Here is a 22,034-nt window from a genome sequence, read left to right as displayed (position 1 = left end):
TTTTTGGGTGTTAAATCCACCAAGGTCTCGGCTGGACCGGCCGCCCTCACGAGGGATTGACCGCAAGTGATCAGGTAGCCGAGAACAAGACTCGAAACGGTGGAAAATCCGCCAAGATCGGCCCGGGGCGGAGCTGGAGGGCGGACACTCGCGCGGGGAATCGACGGCGGGCGGGCCAGCAGCTGAGAAGAAGGCTCAATCCGGTGGTAAATCCGCCAAGATCGGCTCGGGGTGGGGCCGGAAGGCGGACACTCGCGCGGGGAATCGACGGCGAGCGGCCGCAATGCCGGGAGCGGACTCTTTTCGGTGGTGGTGAGTCCGCCAAGATCCGCCGGGAAGCGAACGGTCGCGCGGGGACCGACCGCGAGCAGATCGCCGGTGCCGGGGCACGGTCCGTGGTGGCAGCATGTCGGAATGACGAAGCTGACCGCGCGCGAGATCGCCGCACGGGCGCCACAGGGCTGGGTGCTGCTGCCGGGAGTGTTGAGGACGCGGCTGCGGACCGGTGGGTTCGCGGCCGGGCTGGAGCTGCTGAACGCGATCGGGGCGGCCGCCGAGAAGGCCGACCACCATCCGGACCTGGATCTGCGGTACACCTATCTGGATGTCACGCTGAGCAGTCACGACGTGGGTGCGGTGACCGGCCGTGACCTGCGGATGGCGGCGACGGTGAGCGAGCTGGCCCTGGCTGCGGGGGTGGAGCTGGAGCCGGCCGGGATCGTACGGCTGGAACTGGCCCTGGATTCTCCGGCGTCGGCGGCGGTGCGGCCGTTCTGGGCGGCGGTGCTGGGGATGGACGAGCACACCGACGAGTTCGGGGACGATCTGCGGGACCGGTACGGCGTACTCCCGGCGGTGTGGTTCCAGAAGTCGGGGACGGGCGAGCCGCGCCAGCGGTGGCACCCGGACCTGTGGCTCGACCCGTCGCAGGTTCAGGGTCGCATCGACGCGGCGGTGGCGGCCGGGGGCACGCTGGTCAGTGATGTGGACGCCCCGTCGTTCTGGGTGCTGGCCGACCCGGAGGGCAACCAGATGTGCCTGTGCACCTGGCAGGACCGGGAACAGGCCCGTTGACAAGGGCGGGGTGGACCGAGACCACCCCGCCCCGCCCGCACCGCTCAGGCCGCGACGGCCTGGGCGGTGACCGGAGCCGCCACCCCACCGGACAGGTGCCGGAGGTAGGCCGGCAGGGTCAGGAACTCCGGGCAGGTCCGCTCGGTGAGCAGGACCGACAGCAGGGTCCGGGCCTGGCCGAAGCAGCGTGCCCCTTCCTCGTCCAGGGCGCCGGTCTCGCTGAGCACGTCGAGTTCCTCCCGCAGCATCCGGTTGACCAGGGCGGCCGAGATCGGCACGCCGTAGTCGGTCGGGGTGCCCACCGAGATCCACTGCCAGAGCTGGGCCCGGCAGATCTCGGCGGTGGCCGCGTCCTCCATCAGGCCGCCCAGGGCGACCGCGCCGCGCCCGCCGAGCCAGGCGGCGATGTAGCGCAGTGCCACGCTGACGTTGGTGCGCAGCGCGACCTCGCTGACGGTGACGTCGGTGGACCGCACGTGCAGCAGGTCGGCGGCGGTGACCCGGACGTCCTCGCGCTTGCGGACGATCTGGTGGGGTTCGTCGCCGAGCCACTGGTCGAAGACGTCTCGGCAGGTCTCGACCAGGCCGGGGTGGGCCACCCAGGAGCCGTCGAAGCCGTCGCCGACCTCGCGCCGCTTGTCCTGGCGGACCTGGTTGAGGGCCCGTTTCGCGGCGACCGGATCGCGGCTGGGCACCACCGCGGCCATCCCGCCGATCGCGTGGGCGCCCCGTTTGTGGCAGGTGCGCACCAGCAGTTCGGTGTAGGAGCGCATGAACGGGGTGGTCATGGTGACCTGGGAACGTTCGGGCAGCACCACGTCCGGCCGGTTCTTGATCATGCTGAACAGGTAGTCCCAGCGGCCCGCGTTCAGGCCGGCCGAGTGTTCGCGCAGTTCGTAGAGGATCTCCTCCATCTCGAACGCCGCGTTGATCGTCTCGATCAGCACGGTGGCCCGGATGGTGCCGCGCGGGATGCCGAGCTGGTCCTGGGCGAAGACGAAGACGTCGTTCCAGAGGCGGGCCTCCAGGTGTGACTCCAGCTTCGGCAGGTAGAAGTACGGCCCGCTGCCCCGGTCGATCTGCCGCCGCCCGCAGTGGAACAGGTAGAGACCGAAATCGAACAGGGACGCCGACACCGCCCGGCCGCCGATGCGCAGATGGCACTCGGGCAGGTGCCAGCCCCGCGGCCGGACCATGATCGTCGGCATGTCACCGGATATCCGGTAGACCCGGCCGTCGGCGGCGGTGTGCTCCAGTGTCCCGTCCAGCGCGTCCCGCAGGTTCAGCTGCCCGAGGACGACGTTCTCCCAGGTGGGCGCGGTGGCGTCCTCGAAGTCGGCCATCCACACCCGCGCGCCGGAGTTGAGCGCGTTGATGGTCATCTTGCGCTCCGGCGGGCCGGTGATCTCCACCCGCCGGTCGCTGAGCCCCGGCCCGAATCCGGCGACCCGCCACGACGGGTCGTCCCGGATGTGCGCGGTGCCGGACAGGAAGTCCAGGCCGGTGGTGCGGGTGGCCCGGCGGCGCCGGCGGCGCTCCAGCAGCTGGACCCGGCGGGCGCCGAACTCGCGGTCGAGGGCCACGATGAACCCGACCGCCTCGGGGGTGAGGATCTCGGCGTAGCGGCCGTCGGCCGTACCGGTGATGGTGATCTCTTCGGCGGCCATGTCAGAACTGCTCGGTCTCGGTGGAGCCGGACAGGGCGGTGGTGCTGCTGTCCGGGTTCAGCGCGGTGGAGACCGCGTCGAAGTAGCCGGTGCCGACCTCGGCCTGGTGCCTGGTCGCGGTGTAGCCGTCGGACTCGGCCGCGAACTCGGCCTCCTGCAGCTTCACGTAGGCGCTCATGCCGGTCTCGGCGTAGCCCCGGGCCAGCTCGAACATCGAGTGGTTGAGGGCGTGGAAACCGGCCAGGGTGACGAACTGGAATTTGTAGCCCATCGCGCCGAGCTCCTTCTGGAACCGGGCGATGGTGGCGTCGTCCAGGTTCTTCCTCCAGTTGAACGACGGCGAGCAGTTGTAGGACAGCAGCTTGCCCGGGTGCCTGGCGTGCACCGCCTCGGCGAACCGGCGGGCGAACTCCAGGTCCGGCTTCCCGGTCTCCACCCACAGCATGTCGGCGTAGTCGGCGTAGGCGATGCCCCGGGCGATGGCCGCGTCCTCACCGGGCCGGACCCGGAAGAACCCCTCGGAGGTACGTTCCCCGGTCAGGAACGGCCGGTCGCGCTCGTCCACGTCGGTGGTGAGCAGGTCGGCGGCGAGGGCGTCGGTGCGGGCGATGACCAGGGTGGGGACGCCGGCCACGTCGGCGGCGAGCCGGGCCGCGTTCAGAGTGCGGATGTGCTGCTGGGTCGGGATGAGCACCTTCCCGCCCAGGTGGCCGCACTTCTTCTCGCTGGCCAGCTGGTCCTCCCAGTGCACGCCCGCGGCGCCGGCCGCGATCATGCCCTTCATCAGCTCGAACGCGTTCAGCGGCCCACCGAAGCCGGCTTCCGCGTCGGCGACGATCGGGGCGAACCAGTCGCGCTCGTACCGGCCGGCCGCGGTGTCGATCTGGTCGGCGCGCAGCAGCGCGTTGTTGATCCGGCGGACCACCGCGGGCACCGAGTTCGCCGGGTACAGCGACTGGTCCGGGTAGGTGTGGCCGGACAGGTTGGCGTCCGCGGCGACCTGCCAGCCGGACAGGTAGATCGCCTTCAGCCCGGCGCGCACCATCTGGGTGGCCTGGCCGCCGGTGAGCGAGCCGAGCGCGTTGACGTAGTCCTCGGTGTGCAGCAGCTCCCACAGCCGGGCGGCGCCGCGCTCGGCGAGGGTGTGCCGTTCCTGGAGGGTGCCCCGCAGCCGGACCACGTCCTGGGCGGTGAAGTCGCGCCGCACACCGGTCCAGCGGGGGTCGGCGGCCCATTCCCGAGTGAGGTCCTCTGGGGTACCGCCACGGTTCTCGGTCGTCATCAGAAATTTCCCTTTCCTTGGGGCAGGACCCCACTTTCACCGCTCGGAAAGGCGCGGATGAAGGCTTTTCCGAGGAAAGAAACGCAGAATTTCTGGTACGTTGAAACTCGTGAGCGCTTCCGACGCAGAGCCGTCCGTCGATCTGGTAACTCTCGGGCAACGGCTACGTCATCTCCGCAAAACCCGTGGAATCACCCTGGAACAGCTCAGCGCCACGGTCGGGCGGGCGCCGTCCCAGCTGTCCCTGATCGAGAACGGCAAGCGCGAGCCCCGGCTCTCGGTGCTGCAGTCGATCGCGAGCGCGCTGGGCGTGACCGTGCAGGATCTGCTGCGGCCGGAGGCACCCAGCCGGCGGGCCGGGCTGGAGATCGAACTCGCCCGCTTCCAGCAGAGCCCCGCCTACGCGGCGCTCGGTCTGCCCGCCGTCAAAGCCGGCCGGCGGCTGCCCGCCGACGCCCTGGAGTCCCTGATCGGGCTGCACCGCGAGTTGAGCCGGGTGCTCACCGAGCAGAGCGCCACCCCCGAGGTGGCCCGCCGCGCCAACGCACAACTGCGCGCCGACATGCGGCAGCGGGACAACTACTTCGCCGAGATCGAGGCGGCGGCGGCCCGGGTCCTCCAGTCGGTCCGCCACCCCACCGGCCCGCTGTCCCAGCGCGGCATCCTGGACATCGCCGCCCAGATCGGGTTCAGCCTGCACTACGTCAACGACCTGCCGTCCTCCACCCGCTCGGTCACCGACCTGAAGAACCGGCGGATCTACCTGCCCCAGGTGGCCAGCGGCAAGGGCCACGACCCGCGCGCGGTGGTGCTGCAGACGCTCGGGCACTTCGTGCTCGGCCACGAGGACCCGGCCGGCTACGGCGACTTCCTGCGCCAGCGGGTCGAGGTCAACTACTTCGCCGCCGCGCTGCTCATGCCGGAGCGGTTCGCCGTCGACTTCCTGACCGCCGCCAAAGCCGACCGGGCCCTGGCCATCGACGACTTCCGGGACGCGTTCGGGGTGTCCTACGAGACCGCCGCCCACCGGTTCACCAACCTGGCCACCCACCACTTCGGCATCCCGGTGCACTTCGCCCGGGTGCACGAGACCGGCATCGTCTACAAGGCCTACGAGAACGACAACGTGCGCTTCCCGTCCGACGTGACCGGCGCCATCGAGGGCCAGCCGGTGTGCCGCAAATGGGCGTCCCGGACGGTGTTCGAGGCCGAGGACCCGTATTCGTCGTTCTACCAGTTCACCGACACCACCGCCGGGACGTACTGGTGCACCGTGCACGTCGAGTCCACCCGGGCCGGGGAGTTCTCGGTGACCGTCGGGACGCCGTACGAGCACGCCCGCTGGTTCCGTGGCGGCGACGTCACCGGGCGGACCGTCTCGCACTGCCCCGACCCGGACTGCTGCCGCCGGCCGCCCGCCCACCTGGTCGACAGCTGGTCCGGCAACGCCTGGCCCAGTGCCCGGGTGCACTCGCACCTGCTGGCCGCCCTGCCCCCGGGCACCTTCCCGGGCGTCGACAACCGCGACGTCTACGACTTCCTGGACCGCCGCGCCTGAGAAGTTCGTGTGCCGATCTGCGGCTCGATTCGAGCCGCAGATCGGCACACGAACTCAGAAGACCGCCAGCCGTCGCCGGGCGGCGGTCTCGAACGGCTGCACACCCGCGGCCAGCAGCGCCACCAGGGCGTCGGTGGTGGCCCGGGCCTGGGCGATCACCTCCGGCGGGTAACCGTAGAGGATCTGGTGCTCGGCGAACTCGTCCTCGTCCAGCACCCGCACCTCGCCGTCCCACAACCGGATCACGTCCAGGTCCAGATCCACCGCGTGGATCGCCTCGTCGTCGACCCGCGGCCGGGTCGTCACATCGATGTAGACGGCGATGGCGGTGTCCGCGCCGGCCTGGTTGAAACTGGCGATCCACGAGCCCTCGGCCGGCACCAGCGTGACGAAGTCGTGCGGTTGCAGGGCCGGCGGGTCGTCACCGCGGCGCACCACCGTCCCGGCCCGGCCGCCGAACCACTGCCCGTGCTCGTCCTCCCCGAGCCGCTCCAGCCGGTAGACCCAGTGCCGGCGGCCACCCCACTTGGTGAACCGCATCTCCACGCTCATATCGCGGCCACGGCCTCGACCTCGATCAGCAGGTCCGGCCGGACCAGCCCGGCGACCCGCACCAGGGAGCTGGCCGGTGGCCGGCCCACGTCGACGAACTCGTCCCGGACCCGGCGCACCGTCGGCAGCTCGTCCACCCCGGTGACGAAGATGGTCAGCTTGACCACGTCCGCCCACCCGGCCCCGGCCGCGGCGAGCACCGTCTCCAGGTTCCGGAAGACCAGCCGGGTCTGCGCCTCCCAGCCGTCCGGCACGTCCCCGCGCTCGTCGACGGCCACCTGCCCGGAGGTGTGCACGATCCGGCTGCCCGCCCCCACGACGACGGCATGGGTGTACCCGTTGGTCGCGGGCGGTCCGGGGAACTCCAGTGTCGGCATCCGTCCACCCTAGACAAGCCACCGGCCCGTCAGGGGGCGCATTCGCCCGGCGGCCGCCGGGCGGTCCGGACGCCGGTGTCACCTCGCGCGGATGCCACAGCGCCTCACCTGCCCGTACCGTCAAAGGTTTCTGATCGCCGTCAGCAGGTCCTCCTGGGAGATCGGGCCGACCGCGGCCCCGCGCGCGTCCTCCATGGCCTTGGCGAGCTGGACCCGCCGCAGCACCTCCTTGATGTCGGCGCCGGTCCGGCCGGCGCTGGCGGCGCCGAGGGCGGCCAGGTCGAGGTCCTCGGCGAACATCCGGAAGCCGGGTCTCTCGTGCACGCCGATCAGGCCGCGGATCATCTTGCGGAAGATCTCCGCGCGGGCCGCGTCATCCGGTTTCGGGACGCTGATCTTGACGTCGAAGCGACCGGAACGGATCAGTGACTCGTCGACCCGGTGCGGGAAGTTGGTGGTGGCCACGATGATCACATTCGGGTTCTCCTCGATCAGGTCGTTCATCTCCTGCTTGAAGATCCCGGCCACCGCGTTGAGCGCCTGGCTGGCCGCGTCCCCGCCCATCCCCGCGTAGCTGACGATCGAGTCGAACTCGTCGAACAGGATCAGCGTGGGCGTCCGGTAGCGGCGCGCCGAGCGGAAGACCTCCTTGATGTTCTTCTCCGAGCCGCCCAGCCATTTGTCCAGGATCTCCGGGGTGCGGATCTCCCGGAAGTCGGCGCCGATCTCGTTGGCCAGCGCCCGCGACAGCATGGTCTTGCCGGTGCCGGGCGGGCCGAACATCAGGATCCCCTGCGGGCGGCGGGCGCCCCAGCGGGCCATCGCCTCCGGATGCCGGAACGAGACGGCGATCTGGCGCAGCTCGGCGACCACCGCGTCCAGCCCGCCGACCATGTCCAGGCTGACCGTCTGGGTGGTGGCGGCGGTCCGGCTGACGTTGTCCCGGCTGATCACGAAGTGCCGCCCGGTCAGCGACGACGGCCCGGCCAGCTGCGTGACCGCCTCCAGGATGAAGACCGTGAAAGCGCGCAGATGTCCGGGACCGATCTCGTCGCGCGGGATCCGGGCGGTGATCACGGCGGTGCTGTCGTCCGGGTAGGTCAGGGTCGCCGAGATCCCGGCGGAGGCGTCCGCGAGATGTTCCGGTTCCCGCTCCACCGGCTTCTCCAGACCCAATTTGCGGTACGCCGCGGCGGCCGCCGTGCCCACCCCGTCGACCAGCCGGGCCACCGTCTGATCGCCGGCCTCGATGCGCCGGGCCAGCATCGGGCCGAGCGGGTCGATGTTGAGCACGAAACCGCGCATCATCCGCTGGGTGGTGGTGGCCGCCGGCACGGTGCTGATCCGGGCGGTGAGCACGTGCTCGGCGCCCCCGGTGCCGTCCACGGTCAGCTCGACCCGCCGGACCGGCCCCGGCCAGGTGGCGCCGCGCAGCAGCTCGACCGGGTTGACCCGGGCCGCGGCCAGCAGGGTGGACGCGTCGACCAGTTCGATCGTGGCGCCGGCGTGCTCGAACGTCTCGGCCCGGGGCCGGGCGAAACTCGCGTCGGTCATGGTTCCTCCGCAACGGTCGGCTGTTTCCAGCGTGACACGGTTCCGCACGATCGCCAGTTCAGGCGCCCCTCAGGTCATGGCGGGATCGTCCCGGCCCCGCTCCCGCGAGGGCCTGCGGTAAATCGCTGTCGCCGCGCCACCGGTCTTTGCCAGGCTGTCCGGCATGGACCTGAGCGCGTCGATCGTCGATTTCTACTCCCGCTACGACGAGGCCGGCCGGCTGGACCGGCGGCCGTCGACCCGGCTGGAGCGGATCCGCACCCTGGAGCTGCTGGAGCACTATCTGCCCACCCCGGCGGCGGTCCTGGACGTCGGCGGCGGCCCCGGGGCGTACGCCGCTCCGCTTCTGGCCGCCGGCCACCGGGTGCGTCTCGTCGACCTGGTGCCCGCCCACGTGGCGCAGGCGCGGGCCGCGGTGCCCGGCCTCGACGCGGTGGTCGGCGACGCCCGGGACCTGCCCTCCGGCGACGGCGAGTGGGACGCGACGCTGCTGTTCGGGCCGCTCTACCACCTGCTCGACCGGTCCGACCGGGTGCGCGCCCTGCGCGAGGCGGTCCGGGTGACCCGCCCCGGCGGGCTGGTGCTGGCCGCGGCCATCTCCCGGTTCGCCGCCTCGTTCGACTTCGTGGTCCGCGACCGGCTGACCGAGCGGACCCTGGCCGACTCCCGGCGGCTGCTCACCGACGGCGCCAACGACCCCGGCACCGGCTTCACCCACGCCTGGTTCCACCGGGTGCCGGAGCTGGTCGCGGAGTGCGCGGAGGCCGGCCTGACCCCGGTCGAGGTGCACGGCGTGGAGGGCCCGCTGTGGACGGCGGTGGAGACATCCGGCGACGATCCCGGGGTGTTCGACGGCGCCCTGGAGATGGCCCGGCTCTACAGCACCGAGCCCGCGCTGCTGGCCGCGAGCGCCCACCTGCTGGTGGCCGGGAGACGCCCGCCGGTGCGGGGATGACGGCGTGCCGGTGGGGTTCACCCACGGCAGCACCGGATCCACGGTCGCCGGCTCATCACCCGAGCCCCCTTCGGGGGCCGCGGAGCGGGGCGTTCAGCGGACGGACGTGACTGTCACGTTGGGGTCCAGGCGGTCGCCCACGGTGTGGATGTAGGCGCGGGCGGCCGGGTCGCCGAGCTGTGCCCGGAACCATTTCGCGGTCCAGCGGGCGGTGGTCTCCACGCCGGTTCGCTGGGGCAGGGTCTGGGTGGACGGGTCGGGGGCCGCGCCGGGCGGGTTCTGAACGTCGGTGATGCCGTAGTGGTTGGCGCCGGTCACCGCGATGAACGCCTTCGGGGTGGCGGCGGTGACGTCGTAGGTGGCGCGGCCCTCCGCCGGGGTGGCCACGCCGTCGGCCAGGCCCTGGAGGTAGGCGACCGGCACCGTGCCGGGCACCGGCAGGGGCGCGTCGCCGTTCACCGTGTTGCCGCCGTAGGTGGCCACCGCGGCCAACTGTTGCGGGACCGGGACGGGGGCCGGGCAGAACGGGATGCCGCAGGTGCCGCCGCTGAGGGTGAGGGCCGCGGCGGCGCCGAACGAGTGCCCGGCCAGCACCAGCCGGTCCTCGTCGACGCGGCGGTGCAGCGGGGAGGCCGGGTCGGCGTCCTGGGCGGCGGCCCACGCCACGGTGGCGGCGGCCTGGGCGCCTTCCGGGAACAGGCCGGCGGTGCCGAAGATGACGCGGCTGTGGTTGGGGACGGCCACGGCGAAACCGTAGGAGGCGAGGATCCGGGCGTACGACGAATAATGTGCCTTGTCCACGTTCGCCCCCTGGAGGAGGAGGGCGACCGGCAGCCGGGTCCCGGCCCGCGGGTAGTAGACGTCGGCGGCGTCCCCGTTGATCGTGGTGGCGAAGCTGTGCACGGCCGGTGACGAGGCCACGGCCGGGGTGGGGACGGCGGCGGCCGCCGCCACCGACGTCAGGATCGCTGCCAGGAGTTTCCGTGAACGAAACGTTGTCGCCTTCATGGATACGGACTATGTCGATCAATCGGTACGCCGTCAAGGGGCCCCGATTTCTGGGAGGATGCCGAGGTGACTTCCGCATCCCGCTACCTCAGCGAGCGCATCGCCCTGCCTGCCGACGCGGTGTACGAGTTCACGTCCGCCCCGGAGAACCTGCCCCGCTGGGCGGCCGGCCTGGCCACCACGGTGTCGAAGCAGGGGGACCGCTGGGTGATCGGCGACGACGGCGCCGAGCTGATCTTCACGCCGCGTAACGACTTCGGCATCCTGGACCACTGGGTGCGCCCGCCGGACGGCGCCGAGGTGTACTCGCCGATGCGGGTGATCCCGGACGGCGACGACGCCGCCGAGGTGATGTTCACGTTGCGCAGGCTGCCGGGGATCACCGACGACGAGTTCGAGCGGGACGCCGACCTGGTCCAGGCCGACCTGACCAGGCTGCGGGAGGTGCTGGAGAGCGCTCAGCGCTGAAGCAGCGCGGCCACCCCGAGGACCGCCTGTACGGCCGGCACCCCCAGCACCACGGCCAGCATCGGCCCGTCCGGGCTCATCCCCAGGTGCAGCAGCATCATCAGCCCGCTGAGGGCGAGCAGGGTGGTCCAGGCCGCGCGGTCGGACGGCCGCCGCCACAGCGAGACCCCGCACGGTACGCAGATCAGCGCGAGCGCCCCGAGCGCGGCCAGCAGCACCGGCGCGTGACCGGCGTGTTCCCCGGCCAGGATCAGGTGCACGGCGATGCCGGCCACCCCGGTGAGGGCGGCGGCCCGGGCCAGGACGGTACGCGGGGCGGCGGCCTGTTCGATCACTGTCACGGCCGCCTCCTCGAAGATCGTCAAGTCCCGAGAGTCTGCCACAGGCGGGGCCGCCACAGAAGGATGTAACAGTCCTTCAACGACTGCTTTCGATCAACGGCGCGGCATGAAAAGGTGCTGGGAAACCCCTGGCAGAGGCGGAGGGGCTGAATTCGCCGTGCGGTCTCCTGCCGTACGTCTGCCCTCCACCCGGCACTTTCATGATCCACCCAGCGCGCACCGGCTGCGGTGCCGCAGAAGGAGGAACAACAGTGCGCACCACCCTCGCCCGATCCGCGGCCGCGACTCTCACGGCCGTCGCCATAGTCGCTCTGGGCAGCGCCTGCTCGCCGCCGGAGAAGGAGCCGGAGGCGGGCACCTCGGGTGCCGCCACCGCGACCAGCGCCGCCGACCTGGGCGGACTGGAGGCCCTGATCACCGCCGCCAAGGCGGAGGGCCAGCTGAACGTGATCGCCCTGCCGCCGGACTGGGCGAACTACGGCGAGATCATCAAGACCTTCGGCGACAAGTACGGCATCAAGGTCAACTCCGCGCAGCCGGACGGCTCCAGCCAGGACGAGATCAACGCCGCCGACCAGCTGAAGGGTCAGGACACCGCGCCGGACGTGTTCGACCTGGGCGCCTCGGTGGCCTCCGCCAACGTGGCGAAGTTCGCGCCGTACAAGACGGAGAAGTTCGAGGAGATCCCGGCGAACCTGAAGGACCCGAACGGCGCGTGGGTCAACGACTACGGCGGCTACATGTCGATCGGCTACGACAGCGCCAAGGTCCCGGCCCCGGCCAGTGTCGCCGATCTGCTGAAGGCCGACTACAAGGGCAAGGTCGCGCTGAACGGCGACCCGACCCAGGCCGGCGCCGCGTTCGGTGGTGTGCAGCTGGCCTCGCTGGCCAACGGCGGCACCGTCGACGACATCACCAAGGGTGTCGACTTCTTCGGTGACCTGAAGAAGGCCGGCAACTTCCTGCCGGTCGACCCGACCCCGGCCACCGTCGAGTCCGGACAGACCCCGGTGGTCTTCGACTGGGACTACCTGAACGCCGCCCAGTCGGCGAAGCTGCCCAGCTGGAAGGTCTTCGTCCCGTCCGGCGCGGTGCTCGGCTCGTACTACGTGCAGGCGATCAACAAAGACGCCCCGCACCCGGCCGCGGCCCGGCTGTGGCAGGAGTTCCTCTACTCCGACGAGGGCCAGAACCTGTGGCTCAAGGGTGGCGCCCGCCCGGTCCGCGCCGAGGCCATGGAGAAGGCCGGCACCATCGACGCGACCGCGTTCGCCGCGCTGCCCGAGATCGAGGGCGAGCCGGTGATCCCGACCGAGGAGCAGAACGCCAAGGCCAAGGAGTACCTGACCGCGAACTGGGCCAAGGCCATTGGCTGAGTCGGCGACCGCCGCTCCGCAGCGGGTGGCCGGCCGGTCACGCCTGCGGGGCGGCGCCCTGCTCGGCACGGTCCCGTTCTTCGCGTTCGTGACGATCTTCCTGGTCGTCCCGACGCTCACCGTGGTCATCGGCGCGTTCACCGGCGACGGCGGGCGCGGCTTCACGTGGGAGAACGTGCGTGCCCTCGGGAACGAGTACATCCTCGCGGCGTTCGGCCGCAGCATCACCCTGTCCGCGTCCAGCGCGATCATCGGGGCGGTCCTCGGGGCGCTGCTGGCGTACGCGCTGGTCCTCGGCAGACCCGACGGCCTGCTGCGCCGGGCGGTCACCGCGGCGGCCGGGGTGCTGGCCCAGTTCGGTGGCGTGACCCTGGCGTTCGCGTTCCTGGCCACCATCGGACTGTCCGGCTTCGTCACGATCTGGCTGCAGGAGCACGGTCTGGACCCGTACGCCAATGGGGTCTGGCTCTTCGAACTCCCGGGTCTGACCCTGGTCTACACGTATTTCCAGATCCCGCTGATGGTGATCGTCTTCCTGCCCGCGCTGGACGGCATCCGGCCGCAGTGGCGGGAGGCGGCGACCAGTCTGGGCAGCAGCACCTGGCACTACTGGACCCGGGTGGCCGGGCCGCTGCTGGCGCCGGCGTTCCTCGGTTCGGCGCTGCTGCTGTTCGCCAACGCCTTCTCCGCGTACGCCACCGCCGCCGCCCTGGTCAGCCAGGGCAGCCCGATCGTGCCGTTGCAGATCCGCGGCGCCCTGACCAGCGAGGTGGTGCTCGGGCAGGCGAACCTGGGCAAGGCGATGGCGCTCGGCATGGTGGTGGTCGTGGCCGTGGTGATGGCCCTCTACTCGATGTTGCAGAAGAGGACGGCGAAGTGGCTCGGGTAGCGTTCCGGTGGACCGTCCTGACCGTGATGGGCGTGTTCTTCCTGCTGCCGCTGGTGGCGATGGTCGAGTTCAGCACCCGGGACCCGGAGACGTGGCCGCTGCTGCTGAACTGGCCGAGACTCAGCGCCGACTATCCGGCGCTGGCCGAGGGCATCCTGGCGTCGCTGGCCCAGGCCTCGCTGACCGCGGTGCTGATGCTGGTGCTGCTGGTGCCGACCGCGATCTGGGTGCGGCTGCGGCTGCCGAGGCTGCGGCCGCTGGTGGAGTTCCTGTGCCTGCTGCCGCTGACCATCCCGGCGATCGTGCTGGTGGTGGGGCTGGCCCCGGTGTACGCCTGGGTCAACTACCTGATCGGCGGCTCGTCGATCACGCTGGTCTTCGCGTACACCGTGCTGGTCCTGCCGTACGCCTACCGCGCGATCGACACCGGCCTGTCCGCGATCGACGTGAAGACGCTGGCCGAGGCGGCCCGCGGGCTCGGCGCCGGCTGGTTCACCGTGATCGTGCGGGTGGTGCTGCCGAACATCCGGCAGGCGGTGCTGTCGGCCGCGTTCCTGACCGTGGCGCTGGTGCTCGGCGAGTTCACCATCGCCTCGCTGCTGCACCGCACCAACCTGCAGGTGGCCATCGAGTTCCTGGGCAAGAGCAGTGCCACCGTGTCGGTGGCGGTGTCGCTGGCGGCTCTGATGCTCGCGTTCGTCCTGTTGATCGTGCTGTCCCTGGCTGGCTCCCGGAAGGGGAGGAAATCATGACCGGCGTCGCCGTTCATCTCGACGGGCTGCGCCGTACGTTCGGCACCGTGCACGCCCTGGACGACCTGGACCTGTCGATCGAGCCGGGTGAGCTGGTCGCCCTGCTCGGGCCGTCCGGCTGTGGCAAGACCACGGCGCTGCGGATCCTGGCCGGGCTGGAGGAGGCCACCGCGGGCCGGGTGCTGGTCGGCGGGACGGACGTGACCCGGGTGCCGGCGAACAAGCGGGACATGGGCATGGTGTTCCAGGCGTACTCGCTGTTCCCGCACCTGAACGCCCGGCAGAACGTGGAGTTCGGCCTGCGCCTGCGGGGCCGGCCGGTGGCGAGGGCGATGGAGACCCTGGAACTGGTCGGCCTGGCCACCCACGCGGACCGCTACCCCAACCAGCTCTCCGGCGGCCAGCAGCAGCGGGTGGCGCTGGCCCGGGCGCTCGCGATCGAACCGCGGGTGCTGCTGCTGGACGAGCCGCTGTCGGCGCTGGACGCCAAGGTCCGGGTGCAGCTGCGCGACGAGATCCGCCGGATCCAGACCGAGGTCGGCACCACCACCCTGTTCGTCACGCACGACCAGGAGGAGGCCCTGGCGATCGCGGACCGGGTCGGGGTGATGCGGGCCGGGCGGCTGGAGCAGCTGGCCCCGCCGTCCGAGGTCTATCTGCGGCCGGCCACCCCGTTCGTGGCCGACTTCGTCGGGATCAGCAACCGGCTGCCGGGCACCGTGGACGGGGACACGGTGGAGGTGCTCGGCACCCGGCTGCCGCTGGTCGGCACACATCCGGCCGGGTCGGCGACCGCGCTGATCCGCCCGGAGGCGGTCGAGGTCACACCGGACCCGGAGGCCACCGCCACGGTGCTGACGAGCAGCTTCCTCGGTTCGCTCAGCCGGGTCACGGTGACCGTCGGCGATCACCTGGTGATCGCCCAGGTGCCGAGCGGCAGATTGCCGGAATTGACCCACGGCACGCCGGTACGTCTCACGATCGCCCCGCAGGCGGTGGTCGTCGAATAGACAGCGCTATGACCGGCCGTTACAGTCGGAGGCCCTGGGAGCGCTCCCAGCGCGGGATTCCCCACCCGCGACCATCCCCCGAGGTGATGCCCCCGTGAAACGCCGAACCGGCAGCATACTAGTCACGGTCCTGGCCGTGGTCGCCGCGTCGTCCGCCGCCTTCTTCGCACTCCCGGCGAGTGCGGAGACGGCGGCGTTCTCCGTCCAGAGCTCGTGGAACAACGGATATCAGGCACAGGTCACCGTCACCAACGACCGCTCGTCGGCGATCAGCACCTGGAAGGTCGAGCTGACCCTGCCGGCCGGCACCTCGGTCAACCAGGCCTGGAACGCCACGCTCGCGACCGGCGGCAACACGTACACGTTCACTCCGGCCGGCTGGAACGCCACCATCCCCGCGGGCGGCTCCACCAGCTTCGGCCTGATCGTCAACGGCTCCGGGCGGCCGACCGCCTGCCTGGTGAACGGTGTCTCCTGCACCGGAACCACCACCCCGTCCCCCACCGTCAGCAGCGCGAGCCCGAACCCGTCGCCCAGCGCCGGCGGCACCCCGGTCGGCGTCAACGGGCAGCTGCGGGTCTGCGGCACCAAGCTGTGCAACCAGCACGGCCAGGTGGTCCAGCTCAAGGGCATGAGCACGCACGGCATCCAGTGGTTCCCGTCCTGCTACACCGACGCGTCGCTGGACTGGCTGGCCGACGACTGGAACGCCGACCTGTTCCGGATCTCGATGTACGTCCAGGAGCAGGGCTACGAGACCGATCCGGCCGGTTTCACCGCGAAGGTGAACGCGCTGGTCGAGGAGGCCACCGAGCGCGGGATGTACGCGCTGATCGACTTCCACATCCTGACCCCGGGTGACCCGGCGTTCAACCTGGAGCGCGCCAAGACCTTCTTCGCCCAGGTGTCGGCCCGGCACGCGGACAAGAAGAACGTGATCTACGAGATCGCCAACGAGCCGAACGGCGTGAGCTGGGCGCAGATCAAGAACTACGCCGACCAGGTGATCCCGGTGATCCGCGCGAACGACCCGGACGGTGTCGTGATCGTCGGCACCCGGGGCTGGTCGTCGCTGGGTGTCTCGGAGGGCGGCAACTCGTCGGAGATCGTGAACAACCCGGTCAGCGCGGCGAACGTGATGTACGCCTTCCACTTCTACGCCGCCTCGCACAAGGACAACTACCGGGCCGAGGTGGAGCGGGCCGCGGCCTCGCTGCCGCTGTTCGTGACCGAGTTCGGCACGGTGACCTACACCGGGGACGGCGCCGTCGACACCGCCAGCACCAGCGCCTGGCTGGATCTGCTGGACCGGCTGAAGATCGGGTACGCCAACTGGACGTTCTCCGACGCGGCCGAGGGCAGCGCGGCACTGAAGCCGGGCACCTGCAACGCCGGGGCGTTCGGCGGGACCAGCGTGCTGACCGAGTCCGGGGCACTGCTGCGCAACCGGCTGCGCGCCGGATAGTCCCCCACAAGCCGCCGGGCCCGCCTCCCTTCCACCGGGCGGGCCCGGCTCCATTTAAGAACTGACTTATATAAGTCATAGATGATAGGGTGCTGGAGTGCATGCGTTCGACGTACTCGGAGATCCGGTTCGCCGCCGGATCCTCGAGCTGCTCACCGAGGGTGAGCAGACCTCCGGTGCCGTGACCGCCGTGATCCGGGCGGAGTTCGGCATCACCCAGCCGGCCGTGTCCCAGCATCTGCGGGTGCTGCGCGACAACGGCTTCGCCACGGTGCGCCCGGACGGCGCCCGGCGCCTCTACGCCGTCGACCACACCGCGCTGCGGCAGGTCGACGAGTGGCTGGAGCCGTTCCGGAGGTTCTGGACGCCGCACCTCGCCGCGATGGCCACCGAGGTGGCCCGCGGCAAGCGCCTGCGGCGCCTGGCCGAGGGCGTGGGTCCCGCCGATGCGAGGAGTTCCCGATGATCGACGTCAAAGAGCAGATCAATGAAGTACGCCGGACCATCGGCACCCGAGTGCTGGAGGCCGGTGAGGCGCGGGTGATGACGATCAGTCAGGCCTACGACACCGATCCGGACGACCTGTGGGACGTGGTCACCAACCCGGAGCGGATCCAGCGCTGGTTCCTGCCGGTCTCCGGTGACCTGCGGGTCGGTGGGCGGTACCAGTTCGAGGGCAACGCCGGTGGCACCGTCACCAAGTGCGACAAGCCGCGCGCGGTCGGCGCCACCTGGGAGTTCGGCGACCAGGTCAGCTGGGTCGAGGTGCGCATCACGCCGGAGGGCGACCGGACCCGGTTCGAGCTGGAGCACGTGGCGCACGTCGACGACGAGCACTGGGATCGGTACGGTCCGGGCGCGGTCGGCCTCGGGTGGGAGGGCGCGTTCTGGGGCCTGGCCAACCACCTGGCCACCCCCGGGTCGCCGATCACCCCGGAGATGGCGGCCACCTGGTCCGCCTCCGCGGACGGGATCACCTTCCTGCGGCTCAGCGCCGACGCGTGGACCGAGGCGGACATCGCGTTCGGCACCGATCCGGAGAAGGCGCGCCGCCAGTCGGCGAACACGCTGAAGGCGTACACCGGCCAGGAATGATCGCCTAGGAGAGCCGGGCCGGCAACGCCGGGCCGCGCCGCCGGGCCTTGAGCCGCCCGCGCACGTCCTCGGCCCGGTCCCGGGCCGGGCCGAGCCGGTCCCGCACCACCAGCCAGGTGCGGGCGGCCCGGACCCGGGTGCTGCGGCGGCACGCGGTGGAGAGCGGGTAGCCGAACCGGGCCAGCCGGTCGCCGAAGACCGCCTCGCAGCGGGCCACCTCCTCGGCGGTCAGGCGCTGCCGCCAGCTGCTCACCCGCTCGGTGGTCACCTCGGAACGGGTCAGCGAGTGCCAGGTCTTCCAGGACGGCACCGCCACCGGGGCGAGCTCGGACGGCCGGGCCATCGCCGGGTCGTACTCCTCGCCCAGGAAGTCGCAGATCCCGCGCAGGTGGGTCGCCGGGTCGGCGGTCAGATCCTCGTAGCGCACCTGGTGGAAGACGTCCGCCGGATAGGTGCGGGCGGCCCGCAGCGCCGAGTCGGCCGACCGCGCCCAGTAGTCGATCAGCTCGCCGAAGTCGGCCGGCCGCCACGGCGTCTCCTTCAGCGAGGCCACGCAGTCGCGGCCGTCGCGCATGATGTTGATGATCTGCGCGTCCGGGAAGAGCCGCAGGATGGCCGGCAGGTTGCGCAGGTAGGCGGGCCGCTTGTCACCCCAGCGCGGTTTGCCGAACCGGGCGGCGTAGAGCTTGAAGACGGTGCCGAGCGCCGACCCGAGGGTGGGCGGGGCCGCCTCGATCGCCGCCACCACGTCGTCGCGCACCAGCCCGAGATCGCCGAAGTGCGGGGTGCCGGTGATCCACTCGCCGAGCGCCCGGCGCCGGGCCGGATCCGTCAGGTCGCCGAACTCGTGCCGGCGGTAGAACGCCGGGAGCAGGAAGCGGCTCTCCGGTGGCAGCGCGATCCGCGGGTGCGCGTGCAGCATCAGCTGGAGCATCGTGGTGCCGGAACGCGGGCAGCCGACGACGAAGATCGGGCGATCAGACATGATTAGACGGTAGAGGAGAAAATGTCCCTTTTGCAAAAAACATGGCGGTTCTCGACCTCCTGTCGGGCCTTGACCTCAACCGGGATGCAGGTCGGACGCTGAGACCCATGGACGTCACCGCATATCTGAACCGGATCGGCCTCGACGCGCCGCCCGCCCTGCCCGAACTGCACCGGGCACACCTGCGGGCGGTGCCGTTCGAGAACCTCAGCCTCGACCACGTCTCACTGGACCCGGGCGACCTGTACGACAAGATCGTCCGGCGCCGGCGGGGTGGCTTCTGCTACGAACTCAACGGCCTGTTCGCCCTGCTGCTCACCGAACTGGGCCACTCGGTGACCCGGCTGGCCGCCCGGGTGTACGGATCCGAGCGCCTCGGCCCACCGTACGACCATCTGGTCCTGGTCGTGGACGATCGATGGCTGGTGGACGTCGGATTCGGCGACCACAGCACATTTCCGCTGAGCTGGCACTCCCGGACCGACCAGGACGATCCCGGCGGCCGGTTCCGGCTGGAGGACACCGGTGACGGCGACGTGCGGGTGCTGCGCGACGGCCGGCCCGCCTACCTGATCGAGACCCGGCCCCGCGACCTGGCCGACTTCGCGGCCACCTGCTGGTTCCAGCGGACCAACCCGGACTCGCACTTCACCAGGAAGACCATCTGCACCCGGCTGACCCCGGACGGCCGGGTGACGATCAGCGACCACACCCTGATCGTCACCGAGGCCGGCACCCGCGCCGAGACCGTCCTGGACGACACCGAGCTGGCCGCCGCCTACCGCGACCGGTTCGGCATCACCCCCGCGTGACGGACCGGCGTCAGGCCACCGGGGTACGGCGGCGGGCGGCCGGCACCACCAGCGGCGTGCCGGTCTCCGGGTCGTCGATCACCCGGCAGGGCAGGCCGAAGACCTCCTCGACCAGGTTCGCGGTGAGCACTTCGCCCGGCTGCCCGGACCCCACCACCTTGCCGGACCGCATGGCGATCAGATGGGTGGCGTACCGGGCCGCGTGGTTCAGGTCGTGCAGCACCGCGACAAGTGTCCGGCCCTGGGTCTCGTGCAGTTCGGCGCAGAGGTCGAGCACCTCGATCTGGTGCGCGATGTCGAGGTAGGTGGTCGGCTCGTCGAGCAGCAGCAGCGGCGTCTGCTGGGCCAGCGACATGGCCAGCCAGACCCGCTGCCGCTGGCCGCCGGACAGCTCGTCGACGACCCGGTCGGCCAGGTCGGCCACGCCGGTGGACTCCATCGACTCCCGCACCACCCGCTCGTCGTCGGCCGACCAGCGCCGCAGGATGCTCTGGTGCGGGTAGCGCCCCCGGGCCACCAGTTCGGCCACCGTGATGCCGTCCGGGGCGGTCGACGACTGGGGCAGCAGGCCGAGCGTCTTGGCGACCGTACGGGTGGGCTGGGAATGAACGTCCTTGCCGTCCAGGAACACGGTGCCGACGGTCGGCTTGAGCAGCCGGGACAGCGCCCGCAGCAGGGTCGACTTGCCGCACGCGTTGGGCCCGATGATCACCGTGAACGAGCCGTCCGGGATCTCGACGCTCAGTTGTTCGGCGATGACCCGCTTGTCGTAGGCGAGTGTCATCCCGCTGCCGCTGAGCCTCATGTTCTCTCCTGTTGCGTTGTCGGTCATGCCGGTCTCAGATCCGTCCGGCCTTGCGTTCGGTGGTGAGCAGCCAGACCAGGTAGCCGCCACCGACCAGGCCGGTGACCACGCCCACCGGCAGGGCGCGGTCCTCCAGCAGGTGCTGGGCGATGAAGTCGGCGCCGGTCAGCAGCAGCGCGCCGACCGCGATCGACGGGATCAGGTTCGGGCCGGGTGCCCGGGTGAGGCGTTTGGCCAGGTGCGGGGCGATCAGGGCGACGAAGTTGACCGGGCCGGCGCTGGCCGCCGCGAACGACACCAGCAGGGCGGCGGACAGCAGCGCGGCGTTGCGCAGCAGCGGCACCGGGACACCCAGCGCGGACGCCGAGTCGTCGCCCATCTCCAGGATGCGCAGGCCCGGCCCGCAGGCCAGCAGCAACAGCGGAAGGACCAGGACCAGGACGACCGCCATCGGTACGGCCTGACCCCAGTCCCGCCCGTCCAGGCTGCCGGTCAGCCAGAGCAGGGCCCGGGCGTTCTCCATCTGTACGCCCCGGGTCAGCAGATAGCCGCTGACGCCGGTGAGGATGGCCGCCAGCCCGATGCCGACCAGGATGAACCGGAAACCGTGCAGGGCCCGCCCGGCGATCAGCTGGATCAGCAGGGTGGCGGCCAGGCCACCGAACACCGCGGCCACCGACAGCTGAGTGCTGGTGCCGCCCAGGATGACCACGGCCAGCGCCGCGGTGCTCGCGCCGTTGGTCACCCCGAGCATGTCGGGGCTGCCGAGCGGGTTGCGCACCAGCGACTGGAAGACCGCGCCGGAGGCGGCCAGCGCGGCCCCGACCAGGATCGCGGTGATCAGCCGGGGCAGCCGCAACTCCATGACGATGAACTCGTGGGCCGGGCTGCCGGTGCCGAGCAGGGTGGCGACCACATCGGCCGGGGCGATCTCGAAGTCGCCGGTGCCGAGGCTGAACACCGCCACCAGCACTGTGGCCAGGGCGGCGCCCGCACCGACGGCGATCGCCCGGGGGCGGACACCGACCCGGCTGCCGATCGAACGTTCTTTCACCACGGTCGTCATTTCGCGGCTCGCACCAGATAGAGGAACAGGGGGCCGCCGAGGACCGCGGTGACCGTGCCGACCTGCAACTCGCCGGGGCTGCCCAGGACCCGGCCGAGCACGTCCGCGCCGAGCAGCAGCACCGGCGCCAGGACCGCCGTGTAGGGCAGCATCCAGCGCAGGTCCGGGCCGGTGAACGGGCGGACCATGTGCGGGATGAGCAGGCCGACGAAGACGATCGGGCCGCAGGCCGCGGTGGCGCCGCCGCAGAGCAGGGTGACCGCCACGATCACGGTGACCCGGATGACCGACGGGCGGGCGCCCAGGGCGCGGGCCGCGTCGTCACCGAGCGACAGGGCGTTCAGCGGGCGGGCCACCGCGAGAGCGACCAGCAGGCCGGCTCCGAAGAACGGCGCCAGCCGCTCCACGGTGCCGAAGTCGGCGCTGGCCAGCGACCCGGCGGTCCAGAACTTGACCTTCTGGATGGCCTGGCTGTCGGAGAGCAGCGTGGCGGACACATAGGAGTAGAGGGTCGCGTTCAGTGCGGCGCCGGCCAGGGCCAGCCGGGCCGGGGTGGCCGCGCGGCCACCGCCGATCGCATAGACCATGGCGGTGACGATCGCGGCCCCGGCCAGGGCGAACCACACGTAGCCGAGGAAGGTGCCGACGCCGAGGAAGACCGCCGCGCTGGCCACCCCGGCGGCGGCACCGGCGTTGATGCCGAGCAGGCCGGGGTCGGCGAGCGGGTTGCGGGTCAGGGCCTGCATGATGGCGCCGGCCATGCCGAGGGCCATGCCGACCATCAGGCCGAGCAGCGTACGCGGCAGCCGCATCTCGTGGACGATCCGGTAGGACGGTGACTGCGGATCCCACAGTCCGGCCCACACCTCCCCGGGGGAGAGGAACCGGGCTCCGAAACCGATGCTCAGGACGGCCACCGCGGCTAGGGCGAGGATGGCCACGA

Annotated in this window: 23 protein-coding genes; 12 read left to right on the top strand and 11 right to left on the bottom strand. The window is 71.3% G+C overall.

Going from position 1 to position 22,034, the window contains the following annotated elements; translation table 11 throughout:
- The first annotated feature begins 414 nt into the window (after positions 1–414).
- A complete protein-coding gene (locus tag ACQ0O7_RS24115) occupies positions 415–1,074 on the top strand; it encodes a VOC family protein (RefSeq protein WP_430784460.1) in 660 nt (219 codons plus the stop codon).
- Positions 1,075–1,118: 44 nt separating this feature from the next.
- Here the strand turns inward: ACQ0O7_RS24115 and aceB are convergent, their stop codons facing one another.
- Positions 1,119–2,741 (bottom strand): malate synthase A, encoded by a 1,623-nt coding sequence (gene aceB, locus ACQ0O7_RS24110; protein ID WP_430784458.1) that lies wholly within the window; start codon positions 2,739–2,741, stop codon positions 1,119–1,121.
- 1 nt (position 2,742) lies between these two features.
- Positions 2,743–4,023: an isocitrate lyase gene (gene aceA / locus ACQ0O7_RS24105; protein ID WP_430784456.1), complete on the bottom strand. Its 1,281-nt coding sequence runs from the start codon at positions 4,021–4,023 to the stop codon at positions 2,743–2,745.
- A gap of 109 nt (positions 4,024–4,132) precedes the next feature.
- On the opposite strand from aceA, the gene ACQ0O7_RS24100 reads away from it, so the two are divergent.
- Positions 4,133–5,581, top strand: a complete 1,449-nt coding sequence (locus ACQ0O7_RS24100; RefSeq protein WP_430784454.1) for a helix-turn-helix domain-containing protein — start codon at positions 4,133–4,135, stop codon at positions 5,579–5,581.
- Between the two features lie 54 nt (positions 5,582–5,635).
- On the opposite strand, the gene ACQ0O7_RS24095 is transcribed toward ACQ0O7_RS24100, so the two are convergent.
- The 3 genes from ACQ0O7_RS24095 to ACQ0O7_RS24085 form a co-directional block, all read right to left on the bottom strand.
- A complete protein-coding gene (locus ACQ0O7_RS24095) occupies positions 5,636–6,121 on the bottom strand; it encodes a DUF402 domain-containing protein (protein ID WP_430784452.1) in 486 nt (161 codons plus the stop codon).
- Positions 6,122–6,129: 8 nt separating this feature from the next.
- On the bottom strand, positions 6,130–6,510 hold the full coding sequence (locus tag ACQ0O7_RS24090; protein WP_430784450.1) for a RidA family protein: 381 nt from the start codon (positions 6,508–6,510) through the stop codon (positions 6,130–6,132).
- 120 nt (positions 6,511–6,630) lie between these two features.
- Positions 6,631–8,064, bottom strand: a complete 1,434-nt coding sequence (locus ACQ0O7_RS24085) for an ATP-binding protein (RefSeq protein ID WP_430784448.1) — start codon at positions 8,062–8,064, stop codon at positions 6,631–6,633.
- Between the two features lie 163 nt (positions 8,065–8,227).
- On the opposite strand from ACQ0O7_RS24085, the gene ACQ0O7_RS24080 reads away from it, so the two are divergent.
- Positions 8,228–9,019 carry a class I SAM-dependent methyltransferase gene (locus ACQ0O7_RS24080; protein ID WP_430784446.1) on the top strand — a complete coding sequence of 264 codons (792 nt, stop codon included), beginning with the start codon at positions 8,228–8,230 and terminating at the stop codon, positions 9,017–9,019.
- A 93-nt stretch (positions 9,020–9,112) separates the two neighbouring features.
- On the opposite strand, the gene ACQ0O7_RS24075 is transcribed toward ACQ0O7_RS24080, so the two are convergent.
- Entirely contained in the window at positions 9,113–10,027 is a 915-nt protein-coding gene (locus ACQ0O7_RS24075) for an alpha/beta hydrolase family protein (protein WP_430784445.1), read from the bottom strand.
- A 66-nt stretch (positions 10,028–10,093) separates the two neighbouring features.
- Here ACQ0O7_RS24075 and ACQ0O7_RS24070 point away from each other — a divergent pair, with 66 nt between their 5' ends.
- Positions 10,094–10,495: an SRPBCC family protein gene (locus ACQ0O7_RS24070; RefSeq protein ID WP_430784443.1), complete on the top strand. Its 402-nt coding sequence runs from the start codon at positions 10,094–10,096 to the stop codon at positions 10,493–10,495.
- Here the strand turns inward: ACQ0O7_RS24070 and ACQ0O7_RS24065 are convergent.
- Positions 10,486–10,860 carry a hypothetical protein gene (locus ACQ0O7_RS24065; RefSeq protein WP_430784441.1) on the bottom strand — a complete coding sequence of 125 codons (375 nt, stop codon included), beginning with the start codon at positions 10,858–10,860 and terminating at the stop codon, positions 10,486–10,488. The two genes, ACQ0O7_RS24070 and ACQ0O7_RS24065, sit on opposite strands and share 10 nt — an antisense overlap.
- Positions 10,861–11,087: 227 nt before the next feature.
- On the opposite strand from ACQ0O7_RS24065, the gene ACQ0O7_RS24060 reads away from it, so the two are divergent.
- From ACQ0O7_RS24060 to ACQ0O7_RS24030, 7 genes are all read left to right on the top strand, one after another.
- Positions 11,088–12,212, top strand: coding sequence for an ABC transporter substrate-binding protein (locus ACQ0O7_RS24060; RefSeq protein WP_430784439.1), 1,125 nt, complete (start codon positions 11,088–11,090; stop codon positions 12,210–12,212).
- Positions 12,205–13,101, top strand: coding sequence for an ABC transporter permease (locus ACQ0O7_RS24055; RefSeq protein ID WP_430784437.1), 897 nt, complete (start codon positions 12,205–12,207; stop codon positions 13,099–13,101). The genes ACQ0O7_RS24060 and ACQ0O7_RS24055 overlap by 8 nt, the downstream gene beginning before the upstream one ends.
- Positions 13,089–13,853, top strand: a complete 765-nt coding sequence (locus ACQ0O7_RS24050) for an ABC transporter permease (RefSeq protein ID WP_430784436.1) — start codon at positions 13,089–13,091, stop codon at positions 13,851–13,853. Before ACQ0O7_RS24055 ends, ACQ0O7_RS24050 begins: the two co-directional genes overlap by 13 nt.
- Complete coding sequence (locus ACQ0O7_RS24045; protein ID WP_430784435.1) at positions 13,850–14,863, top strand: ABC transporter ATP-binding protein; 1,014 nt, start codon at positions 13,850–13,852, stop codon at positions 14,861–14,863. The genes ACQ0O7_RS24050 and ACQ0O7_RS24045 overlap by 4 nt, the downstream gene beginning before the upstream one ends.
- Positions 14,864–14,957: 94 nt before the next feature.
- Positions 14,958–16,328, top strand: coding sequence for a cellulase family glycosylhydrolase (locus ACQ0O7_RS24040; RefSeq protein WP_430784434.1), 1,371 nt, complete (start codon positions 14,958–14,960; stop codon positions 16,326–16,328).
- 97 nt (positions 16,329–16,425) lie between these two features.
- Positions 16,426–16,794, top strand: a complete 369-nt coding sequence (locus ACQ0O7_RS24035; protein ID WP_430784433.1) for an ArsR/SmtB family transcription factor — start codon at positions 16,426–16,428, stop codon at positions 16,792–16,794.
- Positions 16,791–17,423, top strand: a complete 633-nt coding sequence (locus ACQ0O7_RS24030; RefSeq protein ID WP_430784432.1) for an SRPBCC family protein — start codon at positions 16,791–16,793, stop codon at positions 17,421–17,423. Before ACQ0O7_RS24035 ends, ACQ0O7_RS24030 begins: the two co-directional genes overlap by 4 nt.
- Before the next feature lie 4 nt (positions 17,424–17,427).
- Here ACQ0O7_RS24030 and ACQ0O7_RS24025 read toward each other — a convergent pair whose 3' ends face one another.
- Positions 17,428–18,408, bottom strand: coding sequence for a sulfotransferase family protein (locus ACQ0O7_RS24025; RefSeq protein WP_430784431.1), 981 nt, complete (start codon positions 18,406–18,408; stop codon positions 17,428–17,430).
- A 107-nt stretch (positions 18,409–18,515) separates the two neighbouring features.
- Between ACQ0O7_RS24025 and ACQ0O7_RS24020 the strand changes: the two genes are divergently transcribed.
- A complete protein-coding gene (locus tag ACQ0O7_RS24020; RefSeq protein ID WP_430784430.1) occupies positions 18,516–19,220 on the top strand; it encodes an arylamine N-acetyltransferase family protein in 705 nt (234 codons plus the stop codon).
- A 10-nt stretch (positions 19,221–19,230) separates the two neighbouring features.
- Here ACQ0O7_RS24020 and ACQ0O7_RS24015 read toward each other — a convergent pair whose 3' ends face one another.
- From ACQ0O7_RS24015 to ACQ0O7_RS24005, 3 genes are read right to left on the bottom strand one after another with little or no spacing between them, the layout of a single operon-like run.
- On the bottom strand, positions 19,231–20,025 hold the full coding sequence (locus ACQ0O7_RS24015) for an ABC transporter ATP-binding protein (protein WP_430784429.1): 795 nt from the start codon (positions 20,023–20,025) through the stop codon (positions 19,231–19,233).
- Between the two features lie 34 nt (positions 20,026–20,059).
- Entirely contained in the window at positions 20,060–21,091 is a 1,032-nt protein-coding gene (locus tag ACQ0O7_RS24010; protein ID WP_430784428.1) for a FecCD family ABC transporter permease, read from the bottom strand.
- Positions 21,088–22,026 (bottom strand): FecCD family ABC transporter permease, encoded by a 939-nt coding sequence (locus tag ACQ0O7_RS24005; RefSeq protein WP_430784482.1) that lies wholly within the window; start codon positions 22,024–22,026, stop codon positions 21,088–21,090. The genes ACQ0O7_RS24010 and ACQ0O7_RS24005 overlap by 4 nt, the downstream gene beginning before the upstream one ends.
- Between the last annotated feature and the right edge of the window lie 8 nt (positions 22,027–22,034).

Source organism: Actinoplanes sp. G11-F43 (assembly GCF_050589265.1).
GTDB lineage: Bacteria > Actinomycetota > Actinomycetes > Mycobacteriales > Micromonosporaceae > Actinoplanes.
The sequence above is the reverse complement of the archived record's forward strand: the minus strand, read 5'-3'. Positions and strand labels throughout refer to the sequence as shown.

Coding starts and splice junctions, on each gene's coding strand:
- ACQ0O7_RS24115 (WP_430784460.1), top strand. CDS start 415: ATGACGAAGCTGACCGCGCGCGAGATCGCCGCACGGGCGCCACAGGGC.
- aceB (WP_430784458.1), bottom strand. CDS start 2,741: ATGGCCGCCGAAGAGATCACCATCACCGGTACGGCCGACGGCCGCTAC.
- aceA (WP_430784456.1), bottom strand. CDS start 4,023: ATGACGACCGAGAACCGTGGCGGTACCCCAGAGGACCTCACTCGGGAA.
- ACQ0O7_RS24095 (WP_430784452.1), bottom strand. CDS start 6,121: ATGCGGTTCACCAAGTGGGGTGGCCGCCGGCACTGGGTCTACCGGCTG.
- ACQ0O7_RS24090 (WP_430784450.1), bottom strand. CDS start 6,510: ATGCCGACACTGGAGTTCCCCGGACCGCCCGCGACCAACGGGTACACC.
- ACQ0O7_RS24085 (WP_430784448.1), bottom strand. CDS start 8,064: ATGACCGACGCGAGTTTCGCCCGGCCCCGGGCCGAGACGTTCGAGCAC.
- ACQ0O7_RS24080 (WP_430784446.1), top strand. CDS start 8,228: ATGGACCTGAGCGCGTCGATCGTCGATTTCTACTCCCGCTACGACGAG.
- ACQ0O7_RS24075 (WP_430784445.1), bottom strand. CDS start 10,027: ATGAAGGCGACAACGTTTCGTTCACGGAAACTCCTGGCAGCGATCCTG.
- ACQ0O7_RS24045 (WP_430784435.1), top strand. CDS start 13,850: ATGACCGGCGTCGCCGTTCATCTCGACGGGCTGCGCCGTACGTTCGGC.
- ACQ0O7_RS24030 (WP_430784432.1), top strand. CDS start 16,791: ATGATCGACGTCAAAGAGCAGATCAATGAAGTACGCCGGACCATCGGC.
- ACQ0O7_RS24025 (WP_430784431.1), bottom strand. CDS start 18,408: ATGTCTGATCGCCCGATCTTCGTCGTCGGCTGCCCGCGTTCCGGCACC.
- ACQ0O7_RS24020 (WP_430784430.1), top strand. CDS start 18,516: ATGGACGTCACCGCATATCTGAACCGGATCGGCCTCGACGCGCCGCCC.
- ACQ0O7_RS24015 (WP_430784429.1), bottom strand. CDS start 20,025: ATGAGGCTCAGCGGCAGCGGGATGACACTCGCCTACGACAAGCGGGTC.
- ACQ0O7_RS24010 (WP_430784428.1), bottom strand. CDS start 21,091: ATGACGACCGTGGTGAAAGAACGTTCGATCGGCAGCCGGGTCGGTGTC.